The organism is Pseudomonas sivasensis (assembly GCF_013778505.1).
GTDB lineage: Bacteria > Pseudomonadota > Gammaproteobacteria > Pseudomonadales > Pseudomonadaceae > Aquipseudomonas > Aquipseudomonas sivasensis.
The window spans coordinates 16392-29184 of the sequence record NZ_JAAOWU010000032.1 but is presented as its reverse complement, the minus strand read 5'-3'; the positions used below and the strand labels follow the sequence as shown (position 1 = coordinate 29184).

The window sequence follows — 12793 nt, the reverse complement described above, 5'->3', positions numbered from 1 at the left end:
TGCTCGACAACTGGGCGATGCTGTTGGCGGCGGTGAGCATCTTTGTGCTGTGCGCCTTGCTGATCGACAACTTCCTCTCACCGCTGAACATGCGCGGCCTGGGCCTGGCGATTTCCACCGTGGGCATTGCCGCGTGCACCATGCTGTTCTGCCTGGCGTCGGGGCACTTCGACTTGTCGGTGGGCTCGGTGATCGCCTGTGCCGGCGTGGTGGCGGCGATTGTGATGCGCGACACCGAGAGCGTCATGCTCGGCATCGGCGCCGCGCTGCTGATGGGCCTGATCGTCGGGCTGATTAACGGCATCGTCATCGCCAAGCTGCGGGTCAATGCGTTGATCACCACCTTGGCCACGATGCAGATCGTGCGCGGCCTGGCCTACATCTTTGCCGACGGCAAGGCGGTTGGCGTGTCCCAGGAGCAATTCTTTGTGTTCGGCAATGGCCAGTTGTTCGGCGTGCCGGTGCCGATTTTGATCACCATCGTGTGCTTTGTGTTTTTCGGCTGGCTGCTGAACTACACCACCTACGGGCGCAACACCATGGCCATCGGCGGCAACCCGGAAGCGGCGTTGCTGGCAGGGGTGAACGTTGACCGCACCAAGATCCTGATTTTCGCCGTGCACGGTCTGATCGGCGCGCTGGCCGGCGTGATCCTCGCCTCGCGCATGACCTCAGGCCAGCCGATGATCGGGCAGGGTTTTGAGCTGACGGTGATCTCGGCCTGTGTACTGGGCGGGGTGTCGTTGAGTGGTGGGATTGGCATGATCCGCCATGTGATCGCGGGGGTGTTGATCCTGGCGATCATTGAGAACGCGATGAACCTGAAGAACATCGACACGTTTTATCAATACGTAATCCGCGGTTCGATCCTGCTACTGGCGGTGGTCATCGACCGCATGAAACAGCGCTGAACCCTCGCCATGTGAAGCTCAAACTGTGGGAGGGGGCTTGCTCCCGATGGCGGTGTGTCAGAGACAAATGTGCAGGCTGACACTCCGCAATCGGGAGCAAGCCCCCTCCCACAGTTTTAATCGGCGGTGAATTTGAAGACGGTGTTCTGGGTGTAGGTCTGTCCTGGGTTCAGGCGAGTTGAGGCGAAGTTTGGTTGGTTAGGTGCATCCGGATAGTGCTGGGTCTCCAAGGTAAAACCACTCCAGTGCAGGTAAGTCTTGCCGCCTTTACCCTTCACCGAACCATCAAGGAAGTTGCTGGTATAGAACTGCACGCCCGGTTCGCTGGTGTAGAGCTGCAAACGCCGGCCTGACTCTGGGTCATGCACCTCGGCGGCGAGTTGCTTCACGTCCCCCTTGGTGTCCAGCGCCCAGTTGAAGTCAAACCCACCTTGCTTTGGCTCGGCAAATTTGAGCTGCGGATGATCCTCCTTGATGTGCTGGCCGATCGGCGTCGGTTTCAGGAAGTCCATCGGCGTACCCTTGACGGGCGCCAGTTCGCCGGTCGGAATCAGGGTGGCATTCACTGGCGTGTAATGACTGGCGTGCAAGGTCGCGACTTGCTTGAGAATGTCGCCATTGCCTGCACCGGCGAGGTTGAAGTAGCTGTGATTGGTGAGGTTGAGCACCGTAGGTTTATCGGTGGTGGCGGTGTAGTCGATGTGCAGTTCGTTCTTGTCGTTGAGGCGGTATGTGACCTCGGTTTTCAGATTACCGGGGAAACCCATCTCGCCGTCCTTGGACAGGTAGCTCAGCTTCACGCCGACTGAGTCCTTGTCCTTGACCGTCTCGGCCTTCCACACCTGCTTGTCGAAGCCCTGGGCGCCGCCATGCAGCGAGTTGGGGCCATCGTTGAGCGGCACCTGGAAGCGCTTGCCGTCGAGTTCAAAGGCGCCACCGGCCAGGCGGTTGCCAAAGCGGCCGATGGTCGCGCCGAAGAATGCCGTACCGCTCTGATAGCCTTGCACGTCGTCAAAGCCCAGCACTACATCGTCGACCTTGCCGTGTTTGTCCGGCACTTTCAGCGACTGCAAGACGCCGCCGTAGGTAATCACCGTGGCTTGCATGCCGTGGCTGTTGCGCAAAATGTATTGTTCGACGGCGGTGCCGTCGTTGGTTTTACCGAAAGGTTTTTGCTCGCTGCTCAGGCCGGCCGCCTGGGCGCCGCCGCTGGCGATCATCATGGACAGCGCCAGGCCAGACAGCAGGTATCGAGGGTGCTTCATGGTCGAACTTCCTTTTGTTGTTTTGAGTGGAATAGTTCTACTAATAGCGATATTTTGTTGGTGTGACAGCGAATTTATAGCCTTTAACGCCAATTTCGTAAAATAAAATAAGACTAATTGATCGAGGCAACCGTTATATGAGTACTGCGCAGGCTGTTTATCCGGACCTTGAAGGCAAAACCGTGCTGGTGTCTGGTGGTGCTTCGGGCATCGGTGAGTTCATGGTGCGGGCCTTTGCCGCGCAAGGCGCCAAGGTCGGCTTTGTGGACCGCGCGCAAAGCCAGGGCGATCGGCTGGCCGCGTTGTTGAGCTCGAAGGGGCATACGGTGGAATTCGTGTGCTGCGACATCACCGATGAAATCGCCTACAAGGCCGCCATCGAGCGTTTCGAGCATTCGTTGGGGCCGATCACCGTGTTGGTGAACAACGCCGCCAACGACGTGCGTCACACCCTGGAGGAAGTCGACTCGGACACCTTCGATAAGCTGATCTCAGTCAACCTCAAGCACGCCTTCTTTGCGGCCAAGGCCGTGGTGCCGATGATGAAAGCTGCCGGCGGCGGCGCGATCATCAACCTCGGCTCGGTCGGCTGGATGATGGCTTCCGCCGGCTACCCGGTGTACGCCGCCAGCAAGGCCGCTGCCCACGGCATGACCCGGGGGTTGGCGCGGGAGTTGGGGCCTCACCATATCCGCGTCAACACGTTGGTGCCGGGGTGGGTCATGACCGAGAAGCAACTGGCGATGTGGGTGGACGATGCGGCCAAGGAACTGATCGCCCGCAGCCAGTGCCTGCCCGGCAGCGTCCTGCCGGAACACATCGCCAATATGGCGTTGTTTCTCGCCTCGGATGCCTCGGCGATGTGTTCGGCGCAGAACTTTATTGTGGATGGCGGTTGGGTCTGAGCCGAACACCCTCTCTCAGACAACACAGACCAATGTGGGAGGGGGCTTGCCCCCGATAGCGGTGGTTCAGGCAGTACTTCTATGACTGACCCACCCTTATCGGGGGCAAGCCCCCTCCCACATTTGAACTGCGGTGCTTAGGCGATGGGGTAACGCTTGAACGCCGCATGCTGCTCCAGCCGTTCGGTATGCCGGGCCAGGTTGGGGAACGCATCCGCCTTGACCACCGACGCCACTGTGAACTGGCTGAACGACCACGCCACCGCCGCCGTAATCGACGCCTGGGTCAGTGCTTCGCTGTCGCCCAGCTGCTTGTCCAGCAACGCATAAGCCGCGAGCAATTGGCCGGTCACGCGCTCAAGCCACGGCGCATGCAGCTTCTCGGCCGGGCGCAGGTTGTGCTCATAGACGATCTGCACGCTCTTCTCACAGGCCGCCAGCGCCAACCCCAGAACGTGTAAGTCTTTGGCAAGTGCCGCAGGTTGCTGGGGCAGCAGCTTTTTGTCCGACGAGGCCAAGGCTTCGAGGTACTCCAGGATCAAGCTGGAATCCATCAATACCGTGCCATCGTCCAGCACCAGGGTAGGGGCCTTGACCACCGGATTGATCTGCGCAAATTCGTTGAAGGTGCTGAACACGGACAAGGGTTCATGCACAAAACTCACCCCGTACAGATCCAGGGAAATTGCCACGCGGCGTACGTAAGGCGAGTCCAGCATGCCGACCAGTTTCATGAAGCCTCCATTGCTATCAGGGTGATGAGCTCAAGAGATTAAGGGCACTCGGTCGCCCGGCGCAATTGTTGATACGCCTGCACCAACTGCTCCAGGCTGAACGCCAGGTTGCGTCCGCTGGGGTTGGGCAGCACCCACACTGACGCACCGCCCAACACCGTTGGCTGCAAGCCCCAGGCGATCTCGCGCTGGCCGCTCAATGCGCTGTAGCCGGGCTTGCCCAGGAACGCTACGAAGCGCGGCGCGCAGTGGCGGATCTTCTGTTCGAAGCCCGTCGCGGCCTGGGTGAACTCATGCCGTGCCAATTCGTCCGCGCTGGCCGTGGGGCGTTCCACCAACGTGGTCAGGCCGCAGTGGTAGTGCAACAGCGTGCGGCCGTGTTCCGGGCGGATTTCGTGGGGGGTGAACCCGGCCAGATGCAAGGCGCGCCAGAAGCGGTTGCTGCGGTTGGCGAAGTGCAGGCCGAGGGCGGCGGAACCCTTGCCGGGGTTGATGCCGCAGAACACCACGTTCAGGTGGTCGGCGAGGATGTCTTCCAGCCCGGCGTTCATGCCGGGCTCCTGAAGCCTTGGCGGCTGGCGCCCGGCGGTTGCCCGGTGATGCGTTTGTAGGCGCGACTGAAGGCCGCCTGGGAGGTATAGCCGAGGCGGTACGCCACTTCTTCGATGGGCAGCCGCTCCAGGGTCAGCCACTGGCTGGCGAGGCGCATGCGCAGCTCGGTCACGTAACGCAGCGGTGGTACCCCCAGGGTCGCCTGGAAACGATCCGCGAACACCGAGCGTGAGGTATGACAGTGCGCCGCCAGTTCGGCCACGCTCCAGTCGCGCCCCGGTTGCTGGTGCAGGGCGAGCAGGGCGCCGGCCAGGCGGGTGTCGCGCAACGCGGCCGCGAGACCCGAAGCATTGGCGCAGGCGCACTCGACCCAGCCCCGCACGATCATCGCCGCCACCACATCGGCCAGGCGCGCAAGGATGCCGGCATAACCGACGCGGGCGCTGGAGACTTCGCGTTCCATCACCGCCAGGATCGGCATCAAGCCGGGGTAACGTTGGCCGCCGGCGTCGATCAGCATCAAGGCCGGCATCAGGTTGCCGAGGCCCTGGATGCTGTCGAGCTCGAACTCCATGCAGGCGCTGAACAGCAGGGTGCTGGAGGGAGCAAAGGGCGAGGCATTCACCGCGCACACGGTATCGCCCAGCGGTGCAGCGTCGAAGCTGGCGATGTCCTGCACGGGGTCATCCGGTTTGGACAGCAGCGCATGGGCGCCACCGTGGGCGATAAACACCGCATTGCCGGCCGACAACTCAAAGAGGCTGCCGTCGTGCAGGCGCAGGGTCGCGCAGCCGGCGGCCAGGAAATGGAAATACGCGTGGCCGGGCTTGGCCGCAAAGCTGATACCGAACACCGGCCCGGCCTGGATGCGCCGGTACTGCACGCCGCGCAGGCGCATGCTGCGCAGCAGCTCATTGATCAGCTCGGAGGACAGGTTGAATGCATTGTCGGCTGGCATGTTCGGGGTTTCGGTCAAGAACTCAAGGGTTTGAATCATAGATCATCCTGATGGGCATACCTAGACTGGCCATCACGTAAATGCCTGAGGATGTCCTGTGATGAATGATTGTGTGTCCCATGCCCCTGTCGATGGCAGGGCAGAACCGACCACGCCGGCCTGGATGGCGGTGTTTTCCCTGGCGATGGGCGTGTTCGGCCTGCTCACGGCGGAGTACCTGCCGGCCAGCCTGCTGACGCCGATGGCCTTGGACTTGGGCGTGTCGGAAGCGTTGGCCGGGCAAGCGGTCACGGTCACGGCGGTGGTGGCGTTGTTCGCCGGTTTGCTGCTGCCTAGCCTGACGCGCGGCATTGACCGGCGCCTGGTGCTGCTGGGGTTCTCCACGCTGATGATTGCGTCCAACCTGCTGGTGGCGTTCTCGTCCAGCCTCCTGGTGCTGTTGTTGATGCGCATCCTGCTGGGCATTGCCCTCGGCGGTTTCTGGAGCATGGCGGCGGCCGTTGCGATGCGTCTGGTACCGGCGGCGTTGCTGCCACGTGCCTTGTCGATCATCTTCAGCGGCATTGCGGTGGGTACCGTGGTCGCGGTGCCATTGGGCAGCTACCTGGGGGACCTGTATGGCTGGCGCAGTGCATTTGTGGCTGCGGCCGCCGTCGGCGTGGTGACCCTGGCCTTCCAGCTGTTCACGCTGCCGCGCCTGGCACCCAGCGGCACCGCGCGCCTGCGCACCGTGCTTGATGTACTACTGCGCCCCGGCATTGCCATCGGCATGTTCGGCTGCGTGCTGGTGCACACCGGGCACTTCGCGCTGTTTACCTACATTCGCCCGTTTCTGGAAAGCGCCACCGGGGTCGGCACCCAAGGGCTGGCGTTGATGCTGCTGGGGTTTGGCGCGGCGAATTTTGTCGGTACGCTGCTGGCCGGGTGGTTGCTGGTGCGCAACCCGCGGGGAACCCTGGTGTTGATGCCGGTCCTGGTGGGCGTCGCTGCGTTGGCCCTGGTGTTGCTGCCCGCGTCACTGCCGGGTCAGGCATTGCTCCTGGCGCTGTGGGGCATGGCCTTTGGCGGGGTGCCGGTGGCGTGGTCGAACTGGGTGGCGCGTGCGGTGCCGGATCAGGCCGAAAGTGCCGGTGGCATGGTGGTCGCTTCGGTGCAATCGGCCATCGCGGCGGGTGCGGCGGGCGGGGGCGCGATGTTCAGTGCCACCGGCATCGACGGGGTGTTTCTGGGCGCGGGCTGCTTGATGCTGCTGGCGGCCTTGTTGATCGCGCTGCGAGTGCAGGTGCCCCGGCACGCTGCGGCGGGGAGTGTGACGCACCACCCGTCTTTGGTTTAGTCTCAAGCGCTTCGCTGATCGCAAACGCTTCTGGAGCCGTAAGCATGACCGAATATGTACCCCCGAAAGTCTGGACCTGGGAAACCGAAAGCGGCGGCACCTTCGCCAGCATCAACCGGCCCATCGCCGGTGCGACCCACGACAAAGAACTGCCCATCGGCAAGCACCCGTTGCAGCTGTACTCCCTGGCCACGCCCAACGGGCAGAAGGTCACTATCCTGCTCGAAGAGTTGCTGGCCCTGGGGCACAGCGGTGCGGAATACGACGCCTGGCTGATCAAGATCGGCGACGGCGATCAGTTTGGCAGCGGCTTTGTCGGCGTGAACCCGAACTCCAAGATCCCCGCCTTGATGGACCACAGCGGGCCCACGCCGATTCGTGTGTTCGAGTCCGGCGCGATCCTGCACTACCTGGCCGAGAAGTTCGGCGCGTTCTTCCCCACCGAGCCTGCGGCCCGTGCGGAGTGTTTGTCATGGTTGTTCTGGCAGATGGGCAGTGCGCCCTACCTGGGCGGTGGCTTCGGGCATTTCTACGCGTACGCGCCGAGCAAGATGGAATACCCGATCAACCGCTTCGCCATGGAGGCCAAGCGTCAGCTGGACGTGCTGGATAAGCGCCTGGCGGTGAGTGAGTACATTGCCGGTGATGAATACACCATTGCCGATATTGCGATCTGGCCGTGGTACGGCGGGTTGGTCAAAGGCCGCTTGTATGGAGCGGCGGAATTTTTGTCGGTGCATGAGTACAAGCATGTGCAGCGCTGGGCCGATGCGATTGATGCACGGCCGGCGGTGCAGCGTGGCCGGCGGGTGAACCGGGTGTCTGGCGAACCCCAGGAACAGTTGGCCGAGCGGCATGACGCGAGCGACCTGGACTGATTGAGATCCAAGTGTGGGAGGGGGCTTGCCCCCGATAGCGGTGGTGCAGATCAATAGATGTCGACTGATCCACTGCTATTGCAAGCAAGTCCCTCCCACCTGCTGATCTTCATGTATCAGGCCCCCATGTTCTCGGAGGTCACAATCTGCGGCGCTATATGCACCCGATGCCGCACCGGATCAAACCCCTCGGCACTCTGCAATTGCACCAACAACTCCACCAGTGCCACCGCCGTCTGCCGTGGCTGCGAGTCCATCACCACATCAACCAACCCCTGGCGCAGCGCCTGGCGAGACAGCTCCGTGGACTCCTGCAAAATGCAGCACAACGCCGGGCGCTTGGGCAACTGCGCCAGGGCGCTGATGATACCGTCGCCGCCGCCGCCCACCACGCACAGGCCGCGCAGGTCGCTGTGGCGGGTGAGCAGATCGAGGGTGGCTTCTTCGGTGATGTCGCAGTTGTCCAGGTTGATCAGTGGTTCAAGTGGCTTGAGCCCAGGTGCGTGTTCGGCCAGGTAGCTGTGCAGGCCCTCGACCCGTGCCTGATGCCCCAGAAACCGGTGGCCGCCCAATAAAATCCCGACGCTGCCTTTGCGTGCGCCACAGGTGCGGGCGAGCAACCAGCCCATGGTGCGTCCGACCACGTGGTTGTCCTGGCCGACATAAGGTTCCAAGGCGTGCTCGTGGATATCCGAGAGCAGGGCGACCACCGGCACGCCAGCTTCGCGGATCTGCGCCAGGCAAGCATTGATCAACGGGTGGGCAAAGCTGACCACCGCCAGGGCATCACACTGCACGGCGAGTTGTTCGATCTGCGTGACGATGGCGCTGGGTGTGCGGTCGTTGATGTAGTCGAATTGGCAGGTCAGGTTGGCGGTGCCGTGATGCTCGGCGGCGTCGGCAATCGCCTGCGCCAAGTTGGCATAGAACGCCTGGGCTGTACCCAGCAACAGGATGCCGAAGCGATAGGTGGGCCGGCGTTCGCGGATGCGTTGGCCGATCAGCCGCGCAGCAAAGTAGCCCACGGCTTCGGCGGCCTGGAACACCTGTTCGGCGGTCTGCGGATTAACCGGCGCGCGTGCGTTCAATACCCGGTCGACCGTGGCCACACTCAGGCCCGCCTGGGCGGCGACGGTGGCGATGGTTGGGCGTTTATTGTTGTTCATGACAGCCCCCTTGAGCGTCTTGATAGAAAACTATCAAGCCCCGCTGGGCCTGGATGATAGCTTGATAGGGAATGGATTCAAGGCCTTGAGGGTGATTTAGCTGCGCTCTATCGTTGGTTTCGCAAAGCACCTGAAACCACCGCTTGCGGAGAACAATAACAATGCCCGAACACACCGTTCATAGCGCTCGGCGCGACTACAGCCTCACCGGCCCCGAAGCCGCCCGCGCCGCTGAAAAAGGCCTGGTCTCGGCCAGTTGGTACCAATCGCCGATTTCCCGTAAACGCATGAAAGAACTGATGCAGCGCCGCGACGGCCCAGCCTTGCGCGACACCGCCCTCTGGGTGAGCGCGCTGTTCGCCACCGGCTTCGGCGGCTACTGGTTCTGGGGCACTTGGGCCTGCGTGCCGTTTTTCCTCGCCTATGGGGTGCTCTACGGCACCGCGTCCAACCCGCGCTGGCATGAAACCGGCCACGGCACCGCGTTCAAGACCCGCTGGATGAACGACGTGCTGTACCAGGTCGCGAGTTTCATGTGCATCTTCGAACCCCACGTCTGGCGCTGGAGTCATGCCCGGCACCACACCGACACCATTGTGGTCGGCCGCGATCCGGAGATTGTCGAACCGCGTCCGCCGAGCTTGTTGATGATGTTTCTGAGCCTGTTCAATTTGCCGCTGGCCTGGAAGACCTTCAGCGGGGTGGCGCGCCATGCGGCCGGCCAGATGAGTGCCCAGGAAGCGGACTTTATCCCCGAGTCCGAATGGCCCAAGGTGTTCCGCGCCGCGCGGATCTGGGTCGGCATTTATGCGGTGGTCATCGGCACCGCGTTGTACCTGCACAGCTGGTTGCCGCTGATGCTGGTTGGGCTGCCGAGTATCTACGGCGCCTGGCTCGGCTACCTGTTTGGCCTCACCCAGCATGTGGGCCTGGCCGAAGACGTGCTCGACCACCGCAGCAACTGCCGCACCATCTACATGAACCGCGTGCTGCGCTTTCTCTACATGGACATGAACTACCACCTCGAACATCACATGTACCCGATGGTGCCGTACCACGCCCTTGCGCAGTTGCACGAGGAAATCCGCAATGACTGCCCACCGCCATACGCCACTATTTTCGAGGCGTACAGGGAGATCATTCCGACGATCCTGAAGCAGCGCAGCGACCCGACGTATTTCATCCAGAGGCCGATTGGCCCGAGTGCGGAACCGACTGCCCGCGCCCCAATGCATGCCGAAGCCGCCGCCAGCTGAACCTCATCTATAACAAGAGAAAACGCCATGAACGATCAATGGATCGACGTCTGCGCCGTGGGCGAAATAGACGAAGAAGATGTGTTGCGCTTCGATCACGGGCCGCACACCTACGCGGTTTACCGCTCGGCGGACAATGAGTTTTTCGCCACAGCAGGCCTGTGCACCCACGAGAAAAACCACCTCGCCGATGGCCTGGTGATGGACCACATCATCGAATGCCCCAAGCACAACGGACGCTTCGATTACCGCACCGGCAAGGCCATGGGCGCGCCGGTGTGCGTCAATCTCAAGACCTACCCGGTGCGGGTCGAAGCGGGGCGGGTACTGCTCGCTGTCACGGCGTGATCATGAACGCACCCTTGATCATCGTCGGCGCCGGCCATGCTGGTGGCCGTGCGGCGCTGACCCTGCGCGAAGAGGGTTATACCGCACGCCTGATCCTTATCGGCGACGAGCCGCACTTGCCCTACGAACGGCCGCCCCTGTCCAAGGGGGTGTTGCAGGGCAGCATGGACCTGGCGGGATGCAGCCTGTGCGACAGCGCCCGGCTGGCCGAGTTGGGCATCGAACATATCGCGGGTAACCCCGTCAGCCAATTGGACCCGCTTCAACAGCGTCTGCAATTGGCCGACGGCCAGTGGCTGTCCTACGCCGGCCTGTTGCTGGCTACCGGGGGCAGGGCGCGGCGTCTGCGCCAGGAACAGGCCAACGTGCTGTACCTGCGCACCCACGATGAAGCGCTGGCACTGAAATCCGCGTTGCAGCCCGGCGTGAAACTGGTGATTGTCGGCGGCGGCTTTATCGGCCTGGAAGTGGCCGCGACTGCCCGAGGCATGGACTGCGAAGTCACGGTGCTCGAAGCTGGGCCGCGCCTGGCCGGCCGCGTGTTGCCGCCGGTGATCAGCCAGGCGCTGCTGGATCTGCACCGCCAGCAAGGCGTGGACGTGCGCTTGAACGTGGCGCTGGAATCCATCCATGGCGATGCCGTGCAACTGGTCGACGGGCAGGTGCTGCCGTGTGACCTGGTGGTGGTCGGCATCGGCATGCAACCGAACATCGAGTTGGCCGTGGCGGCGGGGTTGGAGGTGGGGCAGGGCATTCGCGTTGACGCTCATTTGCGCACCAGTGCGCCGGGCATCTACGCGGCAGGTGACGTTTGCGAGTTTCGCCTCGGCGGCGAGTACCAACGCCAGGAAACCTGGCGCAACGCCGAGGCTCAGGGGCGGCATGCCGCACTCAATATGCTGGGGCGCGAGGTCCCCTTTGAGGCGATCCCCGGCTTCTGGTCCGACCAGTACGACTGGGGCTTGCAGACCGTGGGCGTGATCACCCCGCACATGATCAGTCGCGTCTTGCCAGCCGGCGGCCTGTTGCTGTTCTACCTCGATGCGGACGCGCGGTTGCAAGGTGCGTGCGGCTGGGCGCCCGGCAACAGCGTCGCCAAGGACATCAAGCTGTGTGAGCGCCTGATCACCGCGCGCACGGTGCTCAACCCGTCCAGCCTGGCGGACCCTGAACTGTCCCTTAAACAATTGCTGCGGAGCTGATATGCGCCGATTCCTAGTGTTCCAATCCCTGTGGGCCATGCAAACCGAGCCCGGTCCGCTAGAAGCGCAGTTGGATCGAATCGCCGCTGCCGGCTTCGACGGCATCACCGATCACTACTGGAAGCCCGCCGCGGTGACACGCCTGCACGCCGCGGCCACGGCGCGGGGCTTACAGATCGAAGGCCAGCTTTTCCCACAGTCGGTGGACGACCTGGCCGCCGCACTGGATGTGATCAGCCGCTACGGCTGCCACCACCTCACCCTGCAAGCCGACGTACGCCCGCGCACCCAGGCCGACGCGGCGCGGCTGGTCGAAGGTTGGCAGCGCCTGGCCGAGCAGGTGGATTTCCCGGTACTGCTGGAAACCCACCGTTATCGCCTGACCAACGACCTGCTGTTCACCCTCGACCTGCTGGCGCAAATGCCCGACTTGAAGTTGCTGGCCGACCTGTCCCACTACGTGGTCGGACGCGAATTGCCCGAACCGGGCGCGGTGGAGGACGATGAACAGATCCGCACGATCCTGCGTCACAGTTGGGGCTTTCATGGGCGCGTGGCCAGCAGCGAGCAGGTTCAGGTCTCAATGGAGTTCCCCCAGCATCACGCCTGGGTCGAACGGTTTACCGGCTGGTGGCGCTACGGTATTGAAGACTGGCTGGCTCGCCCGGACACAGGGCAGAGTCTGTCGTTCACCTGCGAACTGGGCCCGCCGCCGTATGCGATTACCGGTGCGGACGGGCGTGAAATCAGTGATCGCTGGGCCGAGGCGTTGAAGCTGCAGAGGATGATTCGCCAAGTTTGGAGCGATTGCCAAAGCCGGGTCTGAAGGCTGTATTACGAGCGTGGGCATGTTCTTCGTAGTGAGCGGGCTTGCCCCGCGCTGGGCTGCGAAGCGGCCCCAAAACCTGCCCCCCGGATTTACCTGAAGAAACGCGGTGTTCTCAATGGGGCCGCTTCGCAGCCCAGCGCGGGGCAAGCCCGCTCACCACAGAAGCAAGCTCACCACAGAAGCAAGTTCACCACAGAGTCAACTCATCTCAGGAGCAAGCTCACACTGGGCCGAGGCGTTGAAGCTGCAGAGGATGATTCGCCAGGTTTGGAGCGATTGCCAAAGCCGGGGCTGAAGGCTGCATTACGAGCGTGGGCATGTTCTTTGTAGTGAGCGGGCTTGCCCCGCGCTGGGCTGCGAAGCGGCCCCAAAACCTGCCCCCCGGATTTACCTGAAGAAACGCGGTGTTCTCAATGGGGCCGCTTCGCAGCCCAGCGCGGGGCAAGCCCGCTC

The 12793-nt window shown here is 62.8% G+C and carries 13 protein-coding genes; 8 read left to right on the top strand and 5 right to left on the bottom strand.

Features of this window, described 5'->3' with window-relative positions:
* On the top strand, positions 1 to 911 hold a 911-nt coding region (gene araH, locus G9Q84_RS28360), incomplete at its 5' end, for an L-arabinose ABC transporter permease AraH (RefSeq protein ID WP_181644487.1).
* A 116-nt stretch (positions 912 to 1027) separates the two neighbouring features.
* On the opposite strand, the gene G9Q84_RS28355 is transcribed toward araH, so the two are convergent.
* Positions 1028 to 2176 carry an aldose epimerase family protein gene (locus G9Q84_RS28355; protein WP_122681465.1) on the bottom strand — a complete coding sequence of 383 codons (1149 nt, stop codon included), beginning with the start codon at positions 2174 to 2176 and terminating at the stop codon, positions 1028 to 1030.
* Between the two features lie 137 nt (positions 2177 to 2313).
* Here G9Q84_RS28355 and G9Q84_RS28350 point away from each other — a divergent pair, with 137 nt between their 5' ends.
* Complete coding sequence (locus G9Q84_RS28350) at positions 2314 to 3081, top strand: SDR family NAD(P)-dependent oxidoreductase (protein ID WP_032888373.1); 768 nt, start codon at positions 2314 to 2316, stop codon at positions 3079 to 3081.
* A gap of 137 nt (positions 3082 to 3218) precedes the next feature.
* Here the strand turns inward: G9Q84_RS28350 and G9Q84_RS28345 are convergent, their stop codons facing one another.
* From G9Q84_RS28345 to G9Q84_RS28335, 3 genes are read right to left on the bottom strand one after another with little or no spacing between them, the layout of a single operon-like run.
* Positions 3219 to 3815 (bottom strand): glutathione S-transferase, encoded by a 597-nt coding sequence (locus tag G9Q84_RS28345; protein ID WP_181644486.1) that lies wholly within the window; start codon positions 3813 to 3815, stop codon positions 3219 to 3221.
* A 38-nt stretch (positions 3816 to 3853) separates the two neighbouring features.
* Positions 3854 to 4366 (bottom strand): G/U mismatch-specific DNA glycosylase, encoded by a 513-nt coding sequence (mug, locus tag G9Q84_RS28340; protein ID WP_032888378.1) that lies wholly within the window; start codon positions 4364 to 4366, stop codon positions 3854 to 3856.
* The gene (locus G9Q84_RS28335) at positions 4363 to 5325 is read right to left on the bottom strand and encodes an AraC family transcriptional regulator (protein ID WP_181644488.1); all 963 of its coding nucleotides are present in this window, start codon (positions 5323 to 5325) and stop codon (positions 4363 to 4365) included. The genes mug and G9Q84_RS28335 overlap by 4 nt, the downstream gene beginning before the upstream one ends.
* Before the next feature lie 100 nt (positions 5326 to 5425).
* Here G9Q84_RS28335 and G9Q84_RS28330 point away from each other — a divergent pair, with 100 nt between their 5' ends.
* On the top strand, positions 5426 to 6661 hold the full coding sequence (locus G9Q84_RS28330) for an MFS transporter (protein WP_181644485.1): 1236 nt from the start codon (positions 5426 to 5428) through the stop codon (positions 6659 to 6661).
* A gap of 44 nt (positions 6662 to 6705) precedes the next feature.
* On the top strand, positions 6706 to 7539 hold the full coding sequence (gene yghU, locus G9Q84_RS28325) for a glutathione-dependent disulfide-bond oxidoreductase (RefSeq protein WP_032888385.1): 834 nt from the start codon (positions 6706 to 6708) through the stop codon (positions 7537 to 7539).
* Positions 7540 to 7655: 116 nt separating this feature from the next.
* Here the strand turns inward: yghU and G9Q84_RS28320 are convergent, their stop codons facing one another.
* Complete coding sequence (locus G9Q84_RS28320; protein ID WP_181644484.1) at positions 7656 to 8705, bottom strand: LacI family DNA-binding transcriptional regulator; 1050 nt, start codon at positions 8703 to 8705, stop codon at positions 7656 to 7658.
* Positions 8706 to 8866: 161 nt separating this feature from the next.
* On the opposite strand from G9Q84_RS28320, the gene G9Q84_RS28315 reads away from it, so the two are divergent.
* Genes G9Q84_RS28315 through G9Q84_RS28300 form a run of 4 tightly spaced genes read left to right on the top strand, consistent with a single transcriptional unit; the run spans position 8867 to position 12337 of the window.
* On the top strand, positions 8867 to 9961 hold the full coding sequence (locus G9Q84_RS28315; protein ID WP_181644483.1) for a fatty acid desaturase family protein: 1095 nt from the start codon (positions 8867 to 8869) through the stop codon (positions 9959 to 9961).
* 27 nt (positions 9962 to 9988) lie between these two features.
* On the top strand, positions 9989 to 10309 hold the full coding sequence (locus tag G9Q84_RS28310) for a MocE family 2Fe-2S type ferredoxin (RefSeq protein WP_181644482.1): 321 nt from the start codon (positions 9989 to 9991) through the stop codon (positions 10307 to 10309).
* A gap of 2 nt (positions 10310 to 10311) precedes the next feature.
* A complete protein-coding gene (locus G9Q84_RS28305; RefSeq protein WP_122753509.1) occupies positions 10312 to 11511 on the top strand; it encodes an NAD(P)/FAD-dependent oxidoreductase in 1200 nt (399 codons plus the stop codon).
* A 1-nt stretch (position 11512) separates the two neighbouring features.
* On the top strand, positions 11513 to 12337 hold the full coding sequence (locus tag G9Q84_RS28300) for a sugar phosphate isomerase/epimerase family protein (protein WP_095186014.1): 825 nt from the start codon (positions 11513 to 11515) through the stop codon (positions 12335 to 12337).
* Positions 12338 to 12793: the final 456 nt, after the last annotated feature.

What these genes read in the sequence shown, in the direction of transcription:
- G9Q84_RS28310 (WP_181644482.1), top strand. Translation starts at nt 9,989, where the DNA reads ATGAACGATCAATGGATCGACGTCTGCGCCGTGGGCGAAATAGACGAA.
- G9Q84_RS28305 (WP_122753509.1), top strand. Translation starts at nt 10,312, where the DNA reads ATGAACGCACCCTTGATCATCGTCGGCGCCGGCCATGCTGGTGGCCGT.
- G9Q84_RS28350 (WP_032888373.1), top strand. Translation starts at nt 2,314, where the DNA reads ATGAGTACTGCGCAGGCTGTTTATCCGGACCTTGAAGGCAAAACCGTG.
- G9Q84_RS28300 (WP_095186014.1), top strand. Translation starts at nt 11,513, where the DNA reads ATGCGCCGATTCCTAGTGTTCCAATCCCTGTGGGCCATGCAAACCGAG.
- G9Q84_RS28330 (WP_181644485.1), top strand. Translation starts at nt 5,426, where the DNA reads ATGAATGATTGTGTGTCCCATGCCCCTGTCGATGGCAGGGCAGAACCG.
- yghU (WP_032888385.1), top strand. Translation starts at nt 6,706, where the DNA reads ATGACCGAATATGTACCCCCGAAAGTCTGGACCTGGGAAACCGAAAGC.
- G9Q84_RS28320 (WP_181644484.1), bottom strand. Translation starts at nt 8,705, where the DNA reads ATGAACAACAATAAACGCCCAACCATCGCCACCGTCGCCGCCCAGGCG.
- G9Q84_RS28335 (WP_181644488.1), bottom strand. Translation starts at nt 5,325, where the DNA reads ATGCCAGCCGACAATGCATTCAACCTGTCCTCCGAGCTGATCAATGAG.
- G9Q84_RS28315 (WP_181644483.1), top strand. Translation starts at nt 8,867, where the DNA reads ATGCCCGAACACACCGTTCATAGCGCTCGGCGCGACTACAGCCTCACC.
- mug (WP_032888378.1), bottom strand. Translation starts at nt 4,366, where the DNA reads ATGAACGCCGGGCTGGAAGACATCCTCGCCGACCACCTGAACGTGGTG.
- G9Q84_RS28345 (WP_181644486.1), bottom strand. Translation starts at nt 3,815, where the DNA reads ATGAAACTGGTCGGCATGCTGGACTCGCCTTACGTACGCCGCGTGGCA.
- G9Q84_RS28355 (WP_122681465.1), bottom strand. Translation starts at nt 2,176, where the DNA reads ATGAAGCACCCTCGATACCTGCTGTCTGGCCTGGCGCTGTCCATGATG.